This is a genomic window from Streptomyces sp. NBC_01320 (assembly GCF_035974375.1).
GTDB lineage: Bacteria > Actinomycetota > Actinomycetes > Streptomycetales > Streptomycetaceae > Streptomyces > Streptomyces yanii.
In genome coordinates this window covers 1,855,662-1,875,744 of record NZ_CP108390.1, presented here as the reverse complement: position 1 = coordinate 1,875,744, position 20,083 = coordinate 1,855,662, and the positions used below count along the sequence as shown (strand labels likewise).

Sequence of the window (20,083 nt, the reverse complement as noted above, 5' to 3'; positions counted from 1 at the left end):
GGCGTCGCCACGGCGACGTCCGATCATGGCTCTGTCAATGATCCGCCGGCCAGGACCTGACCGTCGCCGAGCGCGCCCGCCAGCGCTGCCGCCGGATCGTCGTCCGCCGGGCCCGCAGGGTTCCAGCGACCACGTTCCTTGCGGTACGGCCACCAGCGCCCGTCCCGCCCGTACCGCAGCTGTACGCCGCCGCCCGCAACGGTCCAGCGGTTGCCCGTCGCCCGCAACTGCGGGCTCTCGCCGTCCTCCCATGCCTCGGCGAGCCGCGCACGGGCCCTGGCGAGGGACTCCGGATCGGGCGCCCATTCCTCGTCGAGCACCGCGAGCGCGGCCGCCCCGCCATAACCCCAAGCTCGCACCGCCGCGTCGAGTTCGGCTCGCTGCCGCCCGGATCCGGTGCTCAGCCGGGTCACGAACCAGGGCTCGGGACGAGCGTCGGCGACCAGCCTCACCGCGTCCTGCTCAGGCGTCAACTCGTGCTGCACCGGCTGCTGTTCGTGACCCGAGGCAAGGGCGTCCGCCAGCATCCGGTAGGCGCGTACCGCACTGTCCGTCACAAGGACCTCCAGCGCCGCCGGGTCGAGACCGGGCTCCGGTTCGGTCTCCGTGTGCAGCGACGGGGCGGGACCGGGCTCCGCGGGCAGCGGCGGGGGAGCGGGCAGCGGGGGCAGGATGTCCCGCGCGGCGAACGCCTCGTCCGCCCGTACACCGTGCACCCGACGGTTCTCCGCAGCGGAGGGCTCCGCGGGTTCCCGCTCCGCGGCACGGACCGCGATCCGCACCTGGAGCTCGTCGAGCAGCCGCCGCTCGCCGCGTCCGCGCATCAGCAGGAGTACGAACGGGTCCTGGTCCAGCAGCCGCGCGACCTGGTAGCAGAGGGCGGCGGAGTGCGGACAGTGGTCCCACGTCTCGCATGTGCACTCAGGATCCAGATCTCCGATGCCCGGCAGCAGATCCACTCCGGTGGCCGCCGCGTCCTCCACCAGGTGCGGTGGCATCTCCCGGTCGAGCAGTGCGGCGATGTGCCCGGCCCGGTCGACCGCCATGTCCAGGAACCGGTCCCACTCCTCCTCGCTCAGCTGCTGAAGCAGCACATCACTGCGGTACGCGGTCGAGTCCCGGTCCTGGACGACCGCGGTGATCCGACCGGGCCGCACGGAGACTGCGCCGACCCGCCCCTCGCGGGCGAACCGGCGCCCCCGCTTGACCTGTTCGCCGTCCAGCGCCGTGTCCTCGAGGGCCTTCAACCATGCGCGGCCCCACCAGGACTCGGCGAAACCGCGGCCCCGCGCCGGCGGCAGGGCGGCGAAGGTGCGTTCCTGCGCCGGTGCCGACTCCTCATCGCCGACGTCGTCGGATGCGTACCCGTCGATCCCGTACGCGTCGTTCCCGTAGCCGTCACTCATCGCGCGCCCCCTCGCAACTCCACCAGATCCGCCAGTTCCGCATCGGTCAGTTCTGTCAGCGCCGACTCGCCGGAACCGAGCACGGCATCCGCGAGACCCTTTTTGCGGGCCAGCATGTCGGCGATCCGGTCCTCGATCGTTCCCTCCGCGATCAGCCGGTGCACCTGCACCGGCTGGGTCTGCCCGATGCGGTACGCGCGGTCGGTCGCCTGTGCTTCCACCGCCGGGTTCCACCAGCGGTCGAAGTGCACGACATGGCCGGCCCGGGTCAGGTTGAGCCCCGTCCCCGCCGCTTTCAGCGACAGCAGGAAGACAGGGGCCTCGCCGGCCTGGAACCGGTCCACCATGGCCTCACGTTCGGCGATCGGCGTGCCGCCGTGCAGGAACTGGGTACGCACTCCGCGAGCTGCCAGATGCTGTTCGAGCAGCCGAGCCATCTGCACGTACTGGGTGAACACGAGCACGCTCGCACCCTCCGCGAGGATCGTGTCGAGCAGTTCGTCCAGGAGCTCCAGCTTCCCCGAACGGTCCGCGATCCGCGGCCGCCCCTCCTTGAGGTAGTGCGCCGGGTGGTTGCAGATCTGCTTCAGAGCCGTCAGCAGTTTCATCACCAGGCCACGCCGGGCGAACCCGTCTGCGCCGGAGATCTCGGCCAGGGTCTCCCGTACCACCGCCTCGTACAGACCGGTCTGCTCCGCCGTCAGCGACACCGTACGGTCCGTCTCCGTCTTCGGCGGCAGTTCCGGAGCGATGCCCGGGTCGGACTTGCGCCGCCGCAGCAGGAACGGCCGGACCAGCGCGGTGAGCCGTTCGGCCGCCGCCGGATCGCAGCCGCCCTCCACGGCCCGCGCGTACCGGGTGCGGAACGTGCCGAGCCGGCCCAGCAGCCCGGGTGTCGTCCAGTCGAGGATCGCCCACAGTTCGGAGAGGTTGTTCTCCACCGGAGTGCCGGTGAGTGCCACCCGCGCCCGCGCGCCGATCGTCCGAAGCTGCTTCGCGGTCGCCGAGTACGGGTTCTTGACGTGCTGGGCCTCGTCGGCGACCACCATGGACCACCCGGCCTCGGCGAGCCTTGCCGCGTCGAGCCGCATCGTGCCGTACGTGGTGAGGACGAACTCGCCGTCCTCCAAGCCCTCCAGGCTGCGGGACGCGCCGTGGAAGCGGCGCACCGGTGTGCCGGGGGCGAACTTCTCGATCTCCCGTTGCCAGTTGCCCATCAGCGAGGCCGGGCAGACCACCAGGGTCGGTCCGGCCGCCTCGTCGACGCTCTGCCGGTGCAGATGCAGGGCGATGAGCGTGATGGTCTTGCCCAGCCCCATGTCGTCGGCCAGACAGCCACCGAGGCCGAGCGAGGTCATCGTGTGCAGCCAGTTCAGACCGCGCAGCTGATAGTCCCGCAGTGTCGCGGCGAGCGCGGCGGGCTGACCGACCGTCTGCTGCTCGCCCGACTCGGGATCGGCGAGCCTGGACCGCAGCTGGGCGAGCCAGCCCGTCGCCTGTACGTCGACCCTGCGGCCGCCGACCTCGGCGGAACCGGTCAGTACGGCGCCGAGTGCGTCGATCGGGGTGACCTTGCGGTCCTGCGCCTCGCGGGCGTGGCGCGCCTCCTCGGGGTCGATGAGCACCCACTGGTCGCGCAGCCGGACGATCGGCCTGCTGGCCTCGGCCAGGCGGTCCAGTTCGGCGCGGCTCAGCTTCTGGTCGCCGAGTGCGAACCACCAGTTGAACGCCAGCAGCGCGTCGGCGGACAGGAACGACGGGGTGTCCGACGCGGACCGCCCGTTGCGGGATTCGCCGTCGCCGTCGCCGCCGTTCTCGTCGTCCGGCGGGCCGATCACCGCGCGTGCGGTGAGGGTACGGGCGAGCTCCTTGGGCCAGTGAACCTGGACCCCGGTCGCGGCGAGCGCCCGTGCGGCAGGGCCGAGCAGTTCGGTGATCTCCTCATCGGCCGGATCGACGGAATCCGGGACGGCGGCCGACAGCAGCGGAGCCAGCGGCGGCCAGGCGCGGGCGGCGCGGCGCAGCGAGAGGAGGGCGTCCATCCGGGCCCGAGGACCGAAGGCCGTTTCGGTCGGTGCGTTGCCCGCCCAGACGTCGGCGGCATCGGCGACCAGCGTCGGATCGCTGACGCTGTGGATCTGCAGGACCGCACGGAAGGACGGCCCGGCGCCCGGCTCGGTGTCCTCGTGCACCCCGGGAGGACCGGTGAGCTCGATACGGAGCGAGAGCCGCACTCCCGCGTCGTGCCCGGCCGCGACGTCAGCGGCCCAGCCTCGACGGTCCGGCAGACGCTGCGGCGTGTCGACGGCGAATGCCGGGCTGCCGGTGGCGAACACCGCTGCGGGCGTGCGCGGCAGGCCGTCCGCGACCGCGTCCAGGAATGCGCGCAACAGCCGCTCCGGCTCCGGCAGCAGTACGGGCTCGGCGTCCTCGTCGAGCGGCACCGCATGGGCGGTGGGGGGCATGGAGGCCGCGAGATCACGGATCCGGTCGAGATCGGCGGCCGTCAGGGGACCGGTCCGCCAGGCGTCGTGGTCCGTGGCGCTCAGCCCCGGCAGCAGCAGTCCGCGGGCGGCGAGTTGGAGGGCGAGGAGTGCGGCAGCGCCCCAGAACGCCGCCGCGGGATGGGAGTGCGTGGCCGCCCGCGCGCGGGTCAGAACGGGCAGGGCGTCGCGCACGGGCAGCAGCAGGACCGGAACACGGTACGGGCGGGCATCGGCCCCGACGACGGTCAGTTCCCCGACCGTCCCGGGGGCGTCGGGCGGGCTGCCGCCGTCCGGATGGCAGAAGGCGACCCGGCCGGTGCGGGCGGGGTCCGACGGCAGGAAGACGACGGAGCAGCGGGAGAGCGCGGAGATCTCGGCGGGGGTCGGCGCGGGAAGCCTGTGCACGGCGATGTCGGATTCCTCAAATTTGACTAGTGGATGCCAAGGTCGCCGAGGGTACTCCACGACGACGGCGTCCGGGAGCGCGATCGCCATGATCCATATCACTTCTATGGGCGTCTGTGGGCGGTCGAGTGTAGCCAGCACCCCTCTGCGGGGAGGGGGCTACCCCCCCGGAATCCCGGGTGGTGGCGCCATGGTTGGCGTGCGGCCCCTGCCCGTACGTTTCAACAGGTCAGAGCACATATCAAGCCTCCCGGAGACCGGAGACGCCATGCCCGAGGCCGTAGTCACCATCGCGGACCGCACCCGCGACCGTGCCCGCAGTGCCGACACTGCCGGAGGCGCGCGAGACGCCCCAGGCGCCGGAACTGCCGCACCGGCGGGATTCGAGCGAGGCACCGGAACCGCCGGCGGCGCCGGGAGCGACTTCGCGCCTCTCCTGCGGGCCGTCAAGGCTCAGGGACTCCTGAAGCAGCGCACTGGTTGGTACGTGGCGCGCGTCGCGGCCAACCTCCTCGCCCTGGGCGCCGTAACGACCGGCCTGGCCCTCCTCGGCGACACCTGGTGGACCCTGCTGCTCGCCCTGCCGCTGGCGGTGTTCTGGGCCCGCACCGCGTTCCTCGGCCACGACGCCGGACACGCCCAGATCACCGGCGACCGACAGACGAGCCGGACCATCGGCCTGATCCACGCCAATCTGCTCCTCGGCATGAACGAGGCCTGGTGGAACGACAAACACGTACGCCACCACGCCAACCCCAACCACATCGACAAGGACCCCGACGTCGGCGTCGGCGCCCTCGTCTGGACCCAGAAGCAGGCGGCCCAGCGCGAAGGCTTCGCCCGCTGGCTGACCCGTAACCAGGCCCGGCTGTTCTTCCCGATGCTGCTCCTCGAAGGCATCGCCCTCAAGATCTCCGGCTTCCAGTACCTGCGGCAGCAGCCGGCCCCTGAGCGTGCCCTCTCGGCAGCCCTCCTCCTCACCCACCTCGGGTTGTACGCGACGCTGCTCCTCACCGTCATGTCTCCCGGCAAGGCCGTCGTCTTCGCAGTCGTGCACCATGCACTCTTCGGGCTCCACCTGGGCATGGCCTTCGCGCCGAACCACAAGGGCATGGAGATGCCCGATCCCGAGGGCGAGCGCTGGGGGCATCTCCAGCGGCAGGTCCTCACCTCGCGCAATGTGCGCGGCGCCGTCCTCACCGACTGGTTCCTCGGCGGACTCAACTACCAGATCGAGCATCACCTCTTCCCGAGCATGCCCCGCCCCCATCTGCGCCGGGCACAGCCCCTGGTGCGCGCCCACTGCGAGGCGCTGGGAATGCCGTACGCGGAGACCGGACTCATCGAGTCCTACCGGCAGGCGCTGCAGCACATGCACGAGGTCGGCGAACCGCTGAGGTGACCCGGCGGGAAGCCTGCCGCTGCGGGCTGGAACCGATGGGGACGTACAGGCGTTCTCACAGCAGGAGCGGCGTGAGCCGCGTAGGAGGCGTGGACGATGTCGAACAGCGCAAAGATTGCCATCGGGGGAGTCGTCGCGGCAGTCATCCTGATGCCGTTCATCGGATTCTGGCTGTCGCTGCTGGTGCTGATCGGAGTGCCGACGGTGGCCTACCTGATGCTGGATCCCTCCCAGCGGCGCAGGCTCCGCAGGATCACCCGTAAGGAAATAGGCCGCTGAAAGGGATCCTTCGTAGATGAACGGGACCGTCACCGTGGTGAGCAGTAGCCGGGCTTACTCATTCACCAAGCCGAACCGGCAGACCGTCACCCTGCTGACCGGACTCGGAGTGGAAGGAGATGTGCATGCGGGAGTCACGGTGAAGCACCGCTCCCGCGTCGCACAGGACCCCACCCAGCCGAATCTGCGCCAGGTTCATCTCATCCACGAGGAACTCTTCGACCAGCTGCGTGCAGAGGGCTTCGAGGTCGCCCCCGGTGACCTCGGGGAGAACGTCACCACGCGCGGCGTCGATCTCCTCGCGCTGCCCGTAGGCACGCTGCTGCACCTCGGCGACGAGGCCGTCGTCAGGGTCACCGGGCTGCGCAACCCGTGCCTGCAGATCGACACCTTCCAGGAAGGGCTGCTCAAGCAGGTCGTCGGCCGGGACGAGGCGGGCAACATCGTGCGCAAGGCCGGGATCATGAGCGTCGTCAGGACCGGCGGTGTGGTCCGGCCCGGCGACCCGGTCACGGTCGAACTGCCCGCCGAACCGCACCGACCGCTGGAGCGTGTGTAGAGGCCGACGGCACAGGGCAGCCGGGCTGCGCAGGTGGCCGGCGGAGCCCCAGGCTCAGCCGCAGGCCGGCTCGTGACCGGGCGGAGGCCGAAACGGAGCAGGCACCGGCGCCTCGGCCCGGCCATGTAGGGGGGCGCCGAGACTCAGAGCGTCTCTAGAACTCTGTGTGTGCCTGTGAGATTCAGGCTTTTCGGGCGCGGCGTGGCCGTGTGCGGTTGCCGTCCGGTGGTCCGATCCTCGGGGTGAGGGGGTGGACTGCGGTGGCGTGCAGGTGGTGGAAGCCGGTCCGCTCGGCGGCGCGGGTGCGCCGCCGACAGGTTCTGCGTGAGAGCCGCCTGCGTCCGGGTAGAGGGTCTTCTTCCGGCCGGACGCGGGCGGGTACTCCATGACCTGGCACCGGCCCGGTGGGGGTGGGTGTCTGGGTGTCATGCCCCGCCGGACGCTGAACCATCCCGGTGGGGGTGGTGGCGGGGACCGTACGCACATCGGGCATACGGCGGGAAGTCTTCGGGCCCGGGGCCTGCCCTTGGGCGGCGTGCCGGGTGCCTCGGCCACCAGGGCCGGTGGGCCTGCTGGGGGTGGGGCGGCCCTTGCCCGGGGTGGTGTTGGTTTCGCGTAGCCGGGGTGGGGCCTGCTCCGCTTGGCGTTGGCGGCGCATGCGGTGGGTGGTCTTCTTCGGGCGGCGGACCGGGGTCACGGTGCCGTCGACGGTGGTGCGGATGGTGCGGGTGTGGGTGGTGGGGTCGGTGGTGGTGGTGTGGGTCTGGGCGAGCAGGCCGCGGGAGACGATCCGGCGGGCGGCGGCATGGTCGCGGTCCATGGACAGCCCGCACCGGGTGCAGTGCGCCCATCTCCAGCCGCGTTCGGCCAGCCGGTCGGGGGCAGGGTGGTGGGTCAGGGCGCCCAGGCAGCCGGGGCACAGCCTGGAGGTGCCGCGGGCCGGGACGGTGACCACCGCGATGCCCGCCTTCGCGGCCAGGTGCCGCATCGCCTCGGCCACCGTGCCGCGCACCTGCCCCGACAGGCGGGCATTGCCACGTCGGTGGCCACGGGCTTCGAGGGTGGCGAGGTCTTCGAGGTAGACGACGCTCGCGCCGAGCGCTGCCGCCTGGTCGACGGCCCAGCGGGCCGCCGACCAGGCCAGCGCGTCGTTCAAGTGCCGGATCCGGGCACACACCCGCCCGTGCTCGACCTCCAGCACCCGGGCCCGATCAAGGTGCTCACCCCAGGCCAGGTGCGGGGAGCCCAGCCCGTCCGCGAGGGCCCGCTGGTGATCGCGCTTGGCCGCGAGGTGCTCACGCACACCGCGCAACCGGTGCAGGGCGGCACTGACCGTCGTGGCGTCGAAGATCAGCGGACGCCCGTCGGTGAGAACCCGCCGGGTCTGTCCTTTGCCGGTCAGGCGGCCGAGCGTGCCGGTGAGCAGGGTGCCCACACCCCAGTCGAAGCCGAGTGCCACGGTATGCCCGCTCGCCTTGGTGGCCGGGGCGGGCCGGGAGTGCGGCAGATCCACCGCGATCCTCCCGGCCCGAGTGGGGCGCAGGGTGGGGGTGTGCAGCACCGAGTCCACCCCGATGGTGCCCGGGAGCCGGATGTCGATCACGTGCCAGGCCCAGTCACGGCCCGAGGCGGGAGCCGCACACAGCGGAAGCTTGAGACGCAAACGGGCGGTGGTCTCGTCCACCCTGGCCAGGGTGACCTGCTGGCGGTCCATCGCGGCAAGCAGCACCAACTCGCCGACCTGCGGCGGTCCCTCCAGCACGCACAACCCGGTAGGCAGCTTCCCGTGCTCGGCCGCATACGCACGGATCTGGCGGGTGCGGTTACGGATTTCGGCACCCGCCACCCCGGCGGGCAGCAGCTTGCGCAGCGCGGCCCACTCCGCCTCGGTACGCCGACGGGGATCACCGGGCCAGGTGGCCAGGATCGCGGTCACGATGGTGCGCCGGCGCAGGGCCAGACGCAGAGCCCTGGCCGCGTACTCCTCGGCACCGCGGCGCACCCGGTCCGACACATACACCCCGGCCGGGGGCGTGACGTCCTGCCGCCAGTCCAGGCGGCGCATCGCCATCCACCCCTTGGACGGCAGCGCCTCGCCCCGCTCGTCCACCCCGGCAGCCAGCACGTCCAGCAAGTCCTCGTCCCACCGCGAAGCCACCAGAGCACCGGTCAGCGACTGACTCAACCGGGCCAGAAAACCCCACCCGTTCGAACAGCAAGCCCTGCCCGACCCGCTCACCACTGCCCTCCAGGACACCACGGAAGGCCGTACACGAAGCCGTCGCCATCAACCTAGCCACGACGTTCACCCGCAACTTCGGCTTCGGCTTCGGCTTTGGCTTCGGGGGCAGGGTGCTCCACGCGGCCCTCGGCCTCGGCCAGAAGCCGCCGACGCGCCGCGCGTGAGCGCATCCCGTACATACGGCCGGCGAAGGTGGCTACCAACGACATGAAGTCGTCCAGCAGCTCCTCCATCCCCCCGGCCGCCCCCTTGGCATGCAACACCTCGACGGTGACGTGGTGATGGGCCAGAACCTGTGTCAACCAGCCCGCACCGAAACGGGCCAGCCGGTCGCCGTGCGTGACCCGCACATGAGTGAACTCACCCGCCGCGGCCCGCTTCAACAGCCGGTCAAGCCCCGGCCGCGACTCCCGCAGTCCCGAGGCCCGGTCCTTGAAGACCGCGACCACCACCCCTGAAGCCGAGGCCCGCAGCTCGGCCTCCTGCGCGGCCAGCGACGACTCCTGCCCGCTGGTGCCCGAGACCCGCACATAAAGCGCCTCGCGCCGCTCAGGCGCATCCGGGGCGCCAGTCAGGGAATCCAACGCCGAGCTGGAGAACCGCCGTTCACGACCCACCCACACCACCGGAACCTTGCCCTCGTTCGCCCACAACCGCAGCGTCCCCGGATGTACACCCACCCTCCGCGCAGCCACCGCCAACCGAAGAAGTTCCATGGCGAGAAACCTACGACCCCGCTCCCACCCACCTCCTCAAAACGGCACGAACATCACACCGTCGCGGGAAGCGGAGCGAAATTGCCTACAGATCCACACGCACTTTGGTAAGTAGCATCCATGAGGCTCACTAAGCGAAACCCTCAACAGTTGAAGACCCTGTCGGGTGACCTCTGATCGGGCGGCCACGCCCTGGCACGCACGCTTCCCGCATTGCCGAAATGTCCTAGTAGCTCCTTCCCCAAGCTCTCAGCTTCGCTCGAGCAGGGGAGACCCCATCCGAGGACATCCCGCCGCCTTGGAATCGCACGCACCAGACCGCGTCCGCTATCCGATCGAAGGTCACCCGACAGGCTCTCAGGCCGGTCGCACGGCGAGCGCGTCGAGCGCCTTCAGCAAACCGGGCAGCTCCGACCCCCGGCCGACCGGCAGGACCTCGCCGGGTTCCTCGTCCAGCAGGATGAATGCGATGTCATCGGTTCTGGCCACCAGGGACCAGCCGGGGCCGTCGGCTCGCAACGTGCGGGCGTCGCCGGGGGCGAAGGAGGAGCGGATACGTCCGGGCGGCGGCGGGCTGTCCACGTACGCATGGGCTTCTGCTAGCGCGCGTCGGACACCGGGATGGACGCCGGAGGACACGGTGTCGTCGGCCGGGCGCTTCTCATCGGCAGTGGCATCGGTAGTGTCGGCTGAGGTGTCCGCGTCGGTGCTTGCGCCGGTATCGGGGTCTCCCGCGCCCAGCTCGTCCGCGGAGCCCGTGGGGTCCGAAGCGTGCGCGACGTCTGCGGCGTTCTCGCCTGGCGTGTCATCGGCGTTGCCCGCGACATCCGTACCCGCGAACGCCGTGGCGTCGTCGATCTGCTCGCGCCACGCCGCCCACTGCAACGCGATCTCGTCGGCCCCAAGCCGCCGCTGCGGGGGCCCCCACGATTCCGTGTCGGGAGGGGTCAGCGCCGGCAGATCGGTTCCCTCGGCCTCCGGGTCCGGCAGCGGATCGTGCGGCGCCGGCACCCCCGGCGCGGCGACCGCCAGCGCCAGCGGCCAGCCAGGCAGTGCGCAGACCACCGAACGGTCGTCGGGGGAGAGGTCGTACTCCATACCGCAGTCCCAGGAGGCGATGGCGACGGCAACCAGGGACACGTCATCGACGACGACGGTCCACCGGGCCCCGCCGTCGTCCTGCCCGAGGACCAGTCCGTAACCCTCGGCGTACGGTTCGAGGCCGAGTGCCGCGCAGGCCGCCGGGTAGTCGTCCCCGAGCACGCTCGGGAACTGCGCGGGTGTCAGCAGCACCGCGGTCAGCACATACAGTGCGTCTTCGTCGGCGACTGTGTCGTCCGTCCCGGCCACAGCACCCTCCTCGTCCCTCATCGTTTTCCGTCGGCGCACCTTAACCAGTGGGTATCGCGGTCGTCGAGGCCCTGACAAGGCAGGACTCACCGAGCCGCGGCAAGCGGACGTCGCGGTTCAGTCGACGGGCAGGCCGAGCAGCGTACGGGCCACGGTCTGCGGCGACTGGCCGGTCTCCCGCGCCAGCGCGGTGACCGCCCGGCAGGCCAGCTCGTTCACGCCGAAGGAGAGTGCCTCGGGCGACACCCAGCCGCTCGCCTCGTCGATCCGATCCTGGTCGTCGTCCACGCAAGCCGCGACATAGGTGGCGGCCGCGTCGAACAGATTGTGCTGTTTGCGCTGTCGTTCCTCGCGCGGCGACGCGGGCCGCTCACCCTTTCGGCCGGGTGACACAGCCTTCCGCAGACTGCTGAGCATGTCGATCATGGGGGACCGCCTTCCGGAGAGCCGTGCACGCGTGGTGCGGTCGTACATACTTACGGTCTTACCCTTCCGCGTAGAGTTTGACCTTCGACCGAGGAACGGGGGCAGATCTACCGGCTCACGGCGACGTACGAGTTCCCCTGGGACGCCGCCCGTGCGCTCGAACTGGCCCTGTACCGCACGTAGCGGTTCCGAGCATCGGCCGACTCCTCGCCGAAACGGCTGAGCTGACGGATCGTTCGCAGAAGCGGTACGACGACACCGCGCTGCCCCTCGACACCGTGGTGGAGCACGGCTTCGACAGCGACCCGGGGCGCACGGCGATCCGCCGGATCAACCAGATGCACCGCAGCTACGACGACATGCGCTATGTGCTGTGTACGTTCGTCGTGGTCCCGAAGCGCTGGATCGACAGCTACGGCTGGCGTCGCCTCTCCGATCATGAACTGCGGGCGTTCGCCGTCTACTACCGCACTCTCGGCGTGCACATGGGCATCAAGGACGTGCCACAGACCTTCGAGGAATTCGAGCGCACCCTCGACACGTACGAGGACGAGCACCTCGGCTGGGACGAAGGGGCGCGCAGTGTCTCCGACGCCACGCTGGCACCGATGAGCTCCTGGTATCCGGGCCCGCTCGCACCCGTCGTACGCAAAGCCGGCCTCGCACTCCTCGACGATGCGCTGCTGCGGGCGTTCCGTTACGAACGACCGGGTCCCGTCGCACGCCATCTCACCCGGGGCGCGCTGCGGCTGCGGGCGAGGGCCGTGCGGCTGCTGCCGCCCCGGTCCACCGCGCACTATGCGCGCCAGAACCCGGAGATCAAGGGCTATCCGGACGGCTACGAGGTCGGCGAGCTCGGGTACCTTCCCGACCCCCGGCGTCGGTGGCTGCCCGATCCCGCACAAGCGGCGGCCGGGCGTCCCGGTCGAGTGAGCGCGTGCCTACGTGAGCCGGGCCCAGGTCAGCCCGTCCGCACGCCGAGTGCGAGGAACCGTGCGTCCTCATCGGTGTACGAGACCAGTTGCCAGCCGGAACGTGCGAGCAGCCGCCGGAGGTTGGGCTCGGCCCGCAGATCGTCGTCCGTGACCTGCCTGCCGTGGCGAGCGGCCAGCGCGGCCCGGCCGATGGGGTGGAACAGCGCCAGCTGCCCTCCTGGACGTACGACGCGGGCGAGCTCCGCCAGGTCCGGCCCGGGGCGCGACAGGTGCGAGATCAGGCCGGCACCGAACACCGCGTCGAGCACACCCGACCGCAGCGGCAATCGGGCGACATCGGCGAGGAGCAACTGACCACTGCGGTCGCGTCCGGCCTGTACCGCCGCGTCCAGCATCGCCGGTGTGAGATCGGCGCCCAGGACAGTACCGTGCGGCCCGACGGCGGCCCGCAGGGCGGGCAGCGCACGTCCCGTACCGCAGCCTGCGTCGAGGACGGCGTCGCCGGGGCGCAGCCCGAGGACTTCGACAGCGGCGGCGTAGGCCGGACCGTCGTCCGGGAAACGGGTGTCCCAGTCCGCGGCGCGGGCAGTGAAGAAGTCCTGGACGTGTGTGTGGTCATCGGCCATACGGACATGATCGCGCACCGGCAACCGGAGTGAAACGGAGTGAACCGGACGGAAAGTGATGTGCATGTTCGAGCACGGCCCGATCGTTCGGGATCATCTCTCTGTCATATTCCGGCAGCTTTCGAAATGCGCCCCGAACGCGCGCCCCCATGGCGGCTAGCGTCCCCGATCCATGGGACACCTGGACCACGCCACCTTCGGCTGGCTGACACCTGCACTGTCGTACGTGATGGCAGCGATCGGCGCGGCGCTCGGACTGAGCTGCACCGTGCGCGCACTGGACACGAGCGGCCGTTCGCGCCGCAACTGGCTGGTCACGGCCGCCTCCGCCCTCGGCACCGGCATCTGGACGATGCACTTCGTCGCGATGCTCGGCTTCGGCGTGACCGGCACCGAGATCCGCTACAACGTGCCGCTGACACTGCTCAGTCTGCTCGGCGCCATGCTGGTGGTCGGCTGCGGCGTCTTCGCCGTCGGTTACAGCCGCGACCGGACCCGGGCGCTGGCCGTCGGGGGGTTCGGCACCGGCCTCGGCGTGGCCAGCATGCACTACCTCGGCATGGCGGCGCTGCGGCTGCACGGCACGATCCACTACGACCCCCTGCGGGTCGTGCTCTCCGTCGTCATCGCCGTCGTCGCCGCGACGGCGGCTCTGTGGGCAGCCCTCAACATCAAGTCATCGCGCGCGGTCGCACTCGCCTCGCTCGTCATGGGCGCGGCGGTCAGCAGCATGCACTACACCGGAATGATGGCCGTCAGCGTGAGTGTCGCCCCCTCCCGCAGCGAACTCCCCGGGGCCACGACGATGCAGTTCATTTTTCCCCTCGCCGTCGGCCTCGGCTCATACCTCTTCCTGACCTCGGCGTTCGTCGCTCTGTCGCCGACGGCCCGGGAGAGCGCCGCCTACGTCTCCGCCGAGCGCACCACGGAACCGGCGGCCGACGCGGCCTCGACGCGCCCCGCTCGGCGCGGACGTGATTCCCGCCCCCGGCGCGGCTCCCGCGGCCACGACGTCTCTCCGTCCCTGACGCCCTGACGTCACAGCACAGCCCCCTTTCGCCCCTGCCCAGCTCCACACCCGGAACGAGGAGGCCATGCGCCCACCACGCACGACCCCGGACCCCGGCACGACGACCGCCGCCCGGCCCGGTCCCGCGCCCACGGCGCGCGGACGCCGCGCGCACGCGGGGCCGCCGGCCGACGAGAGCGCCGAACGCGACGCACGCCTGCTGCTGACGCAGCAGACGACCGGGCCACGTGGACGCCGGACCCTGCGCCCCAGGACCGTACGGGCGAAAATCATCTCGCTGCTGGTGGTGCCCGTCGTCTCGCTGCTGGCTCTCTGGGGCTTCGCCACGGTCAACACGGCCCAGGACGTGGCACGGCTGCGCCAGCTGCAACGCGTGGACGGAGAAGTGCGGGCGCCGATATCCACCGCTGTCACCGCCCTCCAGGCCGAACGCAGAGCCGCCCTGATCCAGACCGCCGCGCCCAGCAGCGCCCACGCCAAGGCACTGGAACAGCAGACCAAACGCACCGATACCGCGCTCGCCGCGCTGCGACTGGACAAGGACCACACCATCGCCGATGCCGGCCGCCTCCCGGCCGGCGTCGCCGACCGGCTGGAGCGGTTCCTCGACCGTACGCACGAACTGCGCGCGGACGGGGGTGCGGGGAGCCAGGAGCGCGACGAGAGGGCCGTGTACGACCGGTACACCCAGGCAGTCACCGCAGGCTTCGGCGTCTCCGGCGCCCTCACCGGACTCCAGGACGACGCGCTCGGGTCCGACGCCCGCGTACTCCTCGAACTGGCCCGCGCCGACGAGATGCTGGCCCGCGAGGACGCGCTGCTCGCCACGGCCGCCCTCACCAAGCGCCTCGACGGCCGCCAACTGGTCCAGTTCACCGGGGCGGTGGAGACCCGCAGGAACCTCACCGAGACCGCGGGCGCCGATCTCCCTCCCACCGAACGCGCCGCCTGGCAGAAGGTCACCGCGCGGTCCGCCTACCACCGGATCGAGGATGCCGAGAACAGGGTGCTCACCGCGCGACCCGGTTCGGAAGCCGCCCGGGTGGTGCCTGCCGCCGACTGGGATCCGGCCGCGGCGAGCGTACGGAGCCAATGGCGCACCATCGGCACCGGAGCCGCAGAACGCGCTGCGGACCGCGCCGACCCGCTCACCCGCGGACTGTTCAGCCCGTCCGGAGCGGCCGTCCTCTTCGGCTGCGTCGCCGTCGCGGCCTCGCTCGTGATCTCCGTACGCATCGGCCGTGAGCTCGTCGTCGAACTCGTCAGCCTGCGCAACAATGCCCTCGAGATCGCCCGCCGCAAACTGCCCCGTGCGATGCAGCGCCTCAGGGCGGGCGAGGAACTCGACATCCAGGCCGAGGCGCCGCCCGGCCCGACCTCGCACGACGAGATCGGCCAGGTCGGCGAGGCCCTCGGCACTGTGCACCGGGCCGCTCTCAGCGCCGCCGTCGAACGCGCCGAACTCGCCGACGGCATCTCCGGGGTCTTCGTCAACCTCGCCCGCCGCAGCCAGGTGCTGGTCCACCGCCAGCTGAACCTCCTCGACAGCATGGAGCGCCGCGCGGACGATCCCGGCGAACTCGGCGACCTGTTCCGCCTCGATCACCTCACCACCCGGATGCGGCGGCACGCGGAGAGTCTGATCATCCTGTCCGGTGCGGCCCCCGGACGCGCCTGGCGAATGCCCGTACCGCTGACGAATGTCGTACGCGCGGCCGTCTCCGAGATCGAGGACTACGCCCGGGTGGAGGTGCGGCAACTGCCGGATGCCGCGGTCAAGGGCACGGCGGTCGCCGACCTCACCCACCTCCTCGCGGAACTCGTGGAGAACGCGGCGCAGTTCTCGCCACCGCACACCAAGGTCCGGATCACCGGCGAACCTGTGGGCAACGGCTACGCCCTGGAGATCGAGGACCGCGGACTCGGCATGGGCGACGAACTCCTCGGCGAGGCCAACCGGCGCATCGAGCAGGCGGAGGCACTCGACCTCTTCGACAGCGACCGGCTCGGCCTCTTCGTGGTCAGCAAGCTTTCGGTCCGGCACCACATCAAGGTCAAGCTGCGCACTTCGCCGTACGGCGGAACGACGGCAGTGGTCCTGCTGCCGACCGCGCTGCTGCAGGGCGCGCTCCCGGCGGGCGGGGAAGAGGCCGTACCGGAGAAGGCATCGGTCGAGCGTCAGCAGGAAAGCGACGGTGTGGCGTTCGGACCCGGTCCGGGCCCCCGTGCGGTGCGTTCGCAGGCGGCGACCGCATTCCCCGCCCCGGTTCCGGTGCCAGCGCTGGAGGCACGGACATTGCCCACGGCCGGAGTCACCGCGCTGCGCCCACGCTCCCGCAGAGCGGTCGAGGACCGGAGCGATGAGCAGGCCCGGGCCGAGCACGAAACCCACGGGATCCGGGAGAGCGCGGAATCCAGCCAGAGCCTGGAAGCCCCCGCGAGCAGGGAAGCCCGGAAATCCCACGAGACCGAGGGGGAGGGTGACAGCTCACTTCCCCGCCGGGTCCGGCAGGCCCACCTCGTTCCGCAACTGCGCGAGGAGCCCCGGCCCGAGCCGACGCGGATCGACGACGGGAACGGCATGGACGGACCGGCTGAGCGCACCCCGGAACAGGCCAGGGACCGTATGACCGCCTACCGCAACGGCTGGGTACGCGGCGGCGGCGCCGCCCCAGGCACGACGCCGCCGCACCGAACCACCACCGAACCCCGTCCCCTTAGCGAAGGAGACCACGCATGATCGCGAACGAGCGGACCGAGATGCGCAGGCACTCGGGCGAACTCGACTGGCTGCTGGACGATCTGGTGGCCCGGGTCGGCGAAGTCCGGCACGCCGTCGTGCTCTCCAGCGACGGTCTGGCCGTGGGCGCCTCCAGCGCCCTCAGCCGCGAGGACGCCGAGCACCTGGCCGCGGTCGCCTCCGGCTTCCACAGCCTCGCGAAGGGCGCCGGACGGCACTTCCAGGCCGGGGAGGTCCGCCAGACGATGGTCGAGATGGACGACGGCTTCCTCTTCGTCGCAGCCGCTGGGGACGGTTCCTGCCTCGCCGTGCTGAGCACGGCCTTCGCCGATATCGGACTGGTCGCCTACGAGATGGCCCGGCTCGTCAAACGGGTCGGCGAGCACCTGCGTACCCCGCCGCGGTTCTCCGTAGCCCCGTCCCCGGCCGGCTGAGAGGGCGGAGACAGCAGTGGACATGACCAGCGAGGGCCCCGGATTCATCGAGAGCTTCCCGGAGCCGCCCGAACTGCCGGGCAGCCAGTGGTACGACGCCGAAGCAGGGCCCTTGGTCCGCCCGTACGCCATGACGGGCGGGCGGACCGAACCGGGCCCGAGCGGAGTGCACTTCGACCTGATCGCACTGGTCTCCGCCGCCGACCACGCACCGGACAGCTCCGAGGATTCCCAGCTGGGCCCCGAACACCGCGCGTTGCTCATATTGTGCCGCTCCGAGACCCAGTCCGTCGCGGAACTCTCCGCCGACGCCGACCTCCCGGTCGGCGTCGTCCGGGTCCTCCTCGGAGATCTGCTCGAAGCCGGCCATGTGCGGGTCAGTCGCCCCGTACCGCCCGCGCAGCTGCCCGACGAGAGGATCCTCCGCGAGGTGATCAACGGACTGCGGGCACTCTGAAACCGCCGCTCAGGAGCGCGGCTTCGAGAGATCAGACATTGACGCCGTAGTCGGACGCGATACCGGCCAGCCCCGACGCGTACCCCTGTCCCACCGCGCGGAACTTCCACTCCGTACCGTGCCGGTACAACTCGCCGAAGACCATGGCCGTCTCCGTGGAGGCGTCCTCGCTCAGGTCGTAACGGGCCAGCTCCACGCCGTTCGCCCGGTTCACCACGCGGATGAACGCGTTGCGGACCTGGCCGAAGCTCTGCCCACGGCTCTGCGCCTCATGGATGGAGACCGGAAAGACGATCTTTGCCACGTCCAGCGGTACACCGGCCAGGTCCACGTTGATGGACTCGTCGTCGCCCTCGCCCTCGCCGGTCAGGTTGTCGCCGGTGTGCTGCACCGAACCGTCCGGGCTGGTGAGGTTGTTATAGAAAACGAAGTGCAGGTCCGAGAGGACCTTCCCGGCGTCGGAGCACAGCAGCGCACTGGCATCCAGGTCGTGATCAGCGCCCGTCGTCGTCCGTACGTCCCAGCCCAGGCCGACCGTCACTGCGGTCAGCCCCGGTGCCTCCTTCGACAGGGAGACGTTGCCACCCTTGGCCAGGGTCACACCCATGAACTTCCTCCGTTGGTCCAATGATCCATCGATCAGCGCTTCTTCCGCCGCTACCGCGTCAACGATGGTTCTTCATCCAAGGTTCCCTGATTGCGCAAGCCATGAAATGGCGGGCCCGCACCGTACCGTGCCGCCCCCCGGCTCACTGCGGGTCGGTCTCCTTCATCGCCTTCGCCTCACTCTTCAGGATCCGCAGGGATTTGCCCAGGGCGCGGGCGGTGTCCGGCAGTTTCTTCGATCCGAACAGCACGATCAGTACAACCGCGACAATCAACAGGTGCCAGGGCTCGAGGCCGTTGCGCAGCATGTGGGTTCCGCCCTTCTTCGCGGACTTCCGGAATTGGGGGATCCGGTCCGCTGTGGGTAGGTCTGGTGATCCATTCGCGCAGCGATACTTGCTACGTTGCGCAACTTTACAACCGTGGGGCGGGGCCGGACGTCTTCCTCCATGGAAGCCGGGACCGATCGGACGAGGTGACCAATGACAGGCAGTCGCAAGGTGGCGGCGGGCGGGGGACGGGGCAGCAGACTCGGGCGCACCGCCATGACGGGGCTGTCGTTCCTCATCCTGCTGGTCGCGGGGGTCGGCTGGGGCTACCTCAAACTGACCGGCCAGATCGACACCTTCGGCGCTGACGGGATCTCGGGCGACCGGCCACCCGCCTCGTCGAACGGGCAGAACGTGCTTGTCATCGGATCGGACACACGCTCCGGCGCCAACAGGAAGCTGGGTGGCGGCAAGGGCACCGTGGGGCGCTCCGACACCGCGTTCCTGCTCCATGTGTACGCCGACCACCGGCACGCCGTCGCCGTGTCCATCCCCCGTGACTCCATGGTCGACATCCCGGCGTGCAGGACACCCGGCGGAGAGTGGACCGCACCACAGCACCACGTCATGTTCAACGGGGCGTTCTCGGTCGGGGAGACCGCCGAGGGAAACCCGGCATGCACCCAGAACACTGTGGAACACCTCACCGGCCTGCGCGTCGACCACACCGTCGTCGTGGACTTCTCCGGTTTCTCCGCCCTGACCTCCGCCGTCGGCGGAGTACCGGTCTGCCTGCCGCAGGACATCTACCAGCGGGACCTCAGCCCGAACCGGACCACGCGGGGCGCACTGGTCTTCGCCAAGGGGCCGCAGACCGTCTCCGGGCAGCGGGCACTCGACTACGTGCGGATCCGGCACGGCATCGGCGACGGGTCCGACATCGGACGGATCAAGCGGCAGCAGGCTTTCATCGGCTCTCTCATCAAGAAGGTGAAGTCCCAGGGACTGAACCCGACCACCCTGCTGCCGCTCGCCGACGCGGCGACCGACTCGATGACCGTGGACCCCGGACTCGGATCAGCCGACCGGCTGCTGAAGTTCGCCATGTCGATGAAGAACATCGATCTGCGCAACACCCGGTTCGTCACCGTCCCGTGGCGTTACGAGGGCGCGCGCGTCGCGATCGTCGAACCGGAGGCCCACGCTCTCTGGGAGGCACTCAAGGCCGACCGGACGATCGACGGTCAGGACGCCAGCGGTCAGGGCAAGGGCGGCCGCAGCACCAAGAGGCCGGACGACGCGTCACCGTCGCCCGCCGCCCCTGCCCCCGTCTCCGGTACGGGCATCAGCCTCGCCGTCTACAACGGCACCACGGTCAACGGCCTTGCGGCCCGCGCCGCCGAACTCCTGCGCGCCCACGGCTTCACCGTCACCGGTACAGCGACCGCGAGCAACCAGGACCGCATGTCGACCGTCATCCAGTACGGGCCGGGCCTGGAGGCCGAAGCGGAGACCACCGCGCGCCTCTTCGCCGGGGCACGGACCATGGCGTCCGGCACCCCGGGCATCCAGGTGGTCCTCGGGGCCTCGTACGCAGAGAATCCGTCGCCCGCTGCCGAGGCCACGCCGACACCCAGCGCAGAACCTTCCACCGTCGGCGACGGGGCGCGGTCGGCCGATGAAGACCTGTGCAAGGACCTCTCGTACGGCTGACC

At 70.7% G+C, this 20,083-nt stretch carries 17 protein-coding genes and 1 pseudogene; 9 read left to right on the top strand and 9 right to left on the bottom strand.

What is annotated here, in order from left to right; all coding sequences use genetic code 11:
- Window positions 1-23: 23 nt before the first annotated feature.
- Both OG395_RS09035 and OG395_RS09030 read right to left on the bottom strand, forming a co-directional pair.
- Window positions 24-1,406: an SWIM zinc finger family protein gene (locus tag OG395_RS09035; protein ID WP_327242413.1), complete on the bottom strand. Its 1,383-nt coding sequence runs from the start codon at window positions 1,404-1,406 to the stop codon at window positions 24-26.
- Complete coding sequence (locus tag OG395_RS09030; protein ID WP_327242412.1) at window positions 1,403-4,297, bottom strand: DEAD/DEAH box helicase; 2,895 nt, start codon at window positions 4,295-4,297, stop codon at window positions 1,403-1,405. The genes OG395_RS09035 and OG395_RS09030 overlap by 4 nt, the downstream gene beginning before the upstream one ends.
- Window positions 4,298-4,565: 268 nt before the next feature.
- On the opposite strand from OG395_RS09030, the gene OG395_RS09025 reads away from it, so the two are divergent.
- The 3 genes from OG395_RS09025 (at window position 4,566) to OG395_RS09015 (ending at window position 6,537) form a co-directional block, all read left to right on the top strand.
- Window positions 4,566-5,699, top strand: coding sequence for a fatty acid desaturase family protein (locus OG395_RS09025; RefSeq protein ID WP_327242411.1), 1,134 nt, complete (start codon window positions 4,566-4,568; stop codon window positions 5,697-5,699).
- A gap of 96 nt (window positions 5,700-5,795) precedes the next feature.
- A complete protein-coding gene (locus OG395_RS09020; protein WP_266977895.1) occupies window positions 5,796-5,978 on the top strand; it encodes a hypothetical protein in 183 nt (60 codons plus the stop codon).
- Between the two features lie 16 nt (window positions 5,979-5,994).
- The gene (locus OG395_RS09015) at window positions 5,995-6,537 is read left to right on the top strand and encodes an MOSC domain-containing protein (RefSeq protein WP_327242410.1); all 543 of its coding nucleotides are present in this window, start codon (window positions 5,995-5,997) and stop codon (window positions 6,535-6,537) included.
- Between the two features lie 181 nt (window positions 6,538-6,718).
- On the opposite strand, the gene OG395_RS09010 is transcribed toward OG395_RS09015, so the two are convergent.
- From OG395_RS09010 to OG395_RS08995, 4 genes are all read right to left on the bottom strand, one after another.
- Window positions 6,719-8,722: a zinc ribbon domain-containing protein gene (locus OG395_RS09010; protein WP_327242409.1), complete on the bottom strand. Its 2,004-nt coding sequence runs from the start codon at window positions 8,720-8,722 to the stop codon at window positions 6,719-6,721.
- A 107-nt stretch (window positions 8,723-8,829) separates the two neighbouring features.
- Window positions 8,830-9,495 carry an IS607 family transposase gene (locus OG395_RS09005; protein ID WP_327242408.1) on the bottom strand — a complete coding sequence of 222 codons (666 nt, stop codon included), beginning with the start codon at window positions 9,493-9,495 and terminating at the stop codon, window positions 8,830-8,832.
- Between the two features lie 357 nt (window positions 9,496-9,852).
- The gene (locus tag OG395_RS09000; protein WP_327242407.1) at window positions 9,853-10,845 is read right to left on the bottom strand and encodes a hypothetical protein; all 993 of its coding nucleotides are present in this window, start codon (window positions 10,843-10,845) and stop codon (window positions 9,853-9,855) included.
- Between the two features lie 117 nt (window positions 10,846-10,962).
- Window positions 10,963-11,271, bottom strand: coding sequence for a hypothetical protein (locus OG395_RS08995; RefSeq protein WP_327242406.1), 309 nt, complete (start codon window positions 11,269-11,271; stop codon window positions 10,963-10,965).
- A gap of 102 nt (window positions 11,272-11,373) precedes the next feature.
- Here OG395_RS08995 and OG395_RS08990 point away from each other — a divergent pair.
- Window positions 11,374-12,204: pseudogene (locus OG395_RS08990) on the top strand (oxygenase MpaB family protein); the annotation flags it as partial.
- A gap of 28 nt (window positions 12,205-12,232) precedes the next feature.
- Here the strand turns inward: OG395_RS08990 and OG395_RS08985 are convergent.
- Complete coding sequence (locus OG395_RS08985) at window positions 12,233-12,832, bottom strand: class I SAM-dependent methyltransferase (protein WP_327242405.1); 600 nt, start codon at window positions 12,830-12,832, stop codon at window positions 12,233-12,235.
- A gap of 172 nt (window positions 12,833-13,004) precedes the next feature.
- Between OG395_RS08985 and OG395_RS08980 the strand changes: the two genes are divergently transcribed.
- The 4 genes from OG395_RS08980 to OG395_RS08965 are packed head-to-tail and all read left to right on the top strand — an operon-like array spanning window position 13,005 to window position 17,493.
- Complete coding sequence (locus tag OG395_RS08980; RefSeq protein ID WP_327242404.1) at window positions 13,005-13,868, top strand: MHYT domain-containing protein; 864 nt, start codon at window positions 13,005-13,007, stop codon at window positions 13,866-13,868.
- Window positions 13,869-13,926: 58 nt separating this feature from the next.
- A complete protein-coding gene (locus OG395_RS08975; RefSeq protein ID WP_327242403.1) occupies window positions 13,927-16,602 on the top strand; it encodes a sensor histidine kinase in 2,676 nt (891 codons plus the stop codon).
- Window positions 16,599-17,036: a roadblock/LC7 domain-containing protein gene (locus tag OG395_RS08970; protein ID WP_327242402.1), complete on the top strand. Its 438-nt coding sequence runs from the start codon at window positions 16,599-16,601 to the stop codon at window positions 17,034-17,036. Before OG395_RS08975 ends, OG395_RS08970 begins: the two co-directional genes overlap by 4 nt.
- Window positions 17,037-17,058: 22 nt before the next feature.
- Window positions 17,059-17,493: a DUF742 domain-containing protein gene (locus tag OG395_RS08965; protein WP_327242401.1), complete on the top strand. Its 435-nt coding sequence runs from the start codon at window positions 17,059-17,061 to the stop codon at window positions 17,491-17,493.
- 31 nt (window positions 17,494-17,524) lie between these two features.
- On the opposite strand, the gene OG395_RS08960 is transcribed toward OG395_RS08965, so the two are convergent.
- Both OG395_RS08960 and tatA read right to left on the bottom strand, forming a co-directional pair.
- On the bottom strand, window positions 17,525-18,100 hold the full coding sequence (locus OG395_RS08960) for a TerD family protein (RefSeq protein WP_266977885.1): 576 nt from the start codon (window positions 18,098-18,100) through the stop codon (window positions 17,525-17,527).
- A gap of 142 nt (window positions 18,101-18,242) precedes the next feature.
- Entirely contained in the window at window positions 18,243-18,407 is a 165-nt protein-coding gene (gene tatA / locus OG395_RS08955; RefSeq protein ID WP_327242400.1) for a Sec-independent protein translocase subunit TatA, read from the bottom strand.
- A gap of 174 nt (window positions 18,408-18,581) precedes the next feature.
- On the opposite strand from tatA, the gene OG395_RS08950 reads away from it, so the two are divergent.
- Complete coding sequence (locus tag OG395_RS08950; protein ID WP_442818533.1) at window positions 18,582-20,081, top strand: LCP family protein; 1,500 nt, start codon at window positions 18,582-18,584, stop codon at window positions 20,079-20,081.
- Window positions 20,082-20,083: the final 2 nt, after the last annotated feature.

Coding starts and splice junctions, on each gene's coding strand:
- OG395_RS09035 (WP_327242413.1), bottom strand. CDS start 1,406: ATGAGTGACGGCTACGGGAACGACGCGTACGGGATCGACGGGTACGCA.
- OG395_RS09025 (WP_327242411.1), top strand. CDS start 4,566: ATGCCCGAGGCCGTAGTCACCATCGCGGACCGCACCCGCGACCGTGCC.
- OG395_RS09020 (WP_266977895.1), top strand. CDS start 5,796: ATGTCGAACAGCGCAAAGATTGCCATCGGGGGAGTCGTCGCGGCAGTC.
- OG395_RS09015 (WP_327242410.1), top strand. CDS start 5,995: ATGAACGGGACCGTCACCGTGGTGAGCAGTAGCCGGGCTTACTCATTC.
- OG395_RS09005 (WP_327242408.1), bottom strand. CDS start 9,495: ATGGAACTTCTTCGGTTGGCGGTGGCTGCGCGGAGGGTGGGTGTACAT.
- OG395_RS08995 (WP_327242406.1), bottom strand. CDS start 11,271: ATGATCGACATGCTCAGCAGTCTGCGGAAGGCTGTGTCACCCGGCCGA.
- OG395_RS08985 (WP_327242405.1), bottom strand. CDS start 12,832: ATGGCCGATGACCACACACACGTCCAGGACTTCTTCACTGCCCGCGCC.
- OG395_RS08980 (WP_327242404.1), top strand. CDS start 13,005: ATGGGACACCTGGACCACGCCACCTTCGGCTGGCTGACACCTGCACTG.
- OG395_RS08975 (WP_327242403.1), top strand. CDS start 13,927: ATGCGCCCACCACGCACGACCCCGGACCCCGGCACGACGACCGCCGCC.
- OG395_RS08970 (WP_327242402.1), top strand. CDS start 16,599: ATGATCGCGAACGAGCGGACCGAGATGCGCAGGCACTCGGGCGAACTC.
- OG395_RS08965 (WP_327242401.1), top strand. CDS start 17,059: ATGACCAGCGAGGGCCCCGGATTCATCGAGAGCTTCCCGGAGCCGCCC.
- OG395_RS08960 (WP_266977885.1), bottom strand. CDS start 18,100: ATGGGTGTGACCCTGGCCAAGGGTGGCAACGTCTCCCTGTCGAAGGAG.
- tatA (WP_327242400.1), bottom strand. CDS start 18,407: ATGCTGCGCAACGGCCTCGAGCCCTGGCACCTGTTGATTGTCGCGGTT.
- OG395_RS08950 (WP_442818533.1), top strand. CDS start 18,582: ATGACAGGCAGTCGCAAGGTGGCGGCGGGCGGGGGACGGGGCAGCAGA.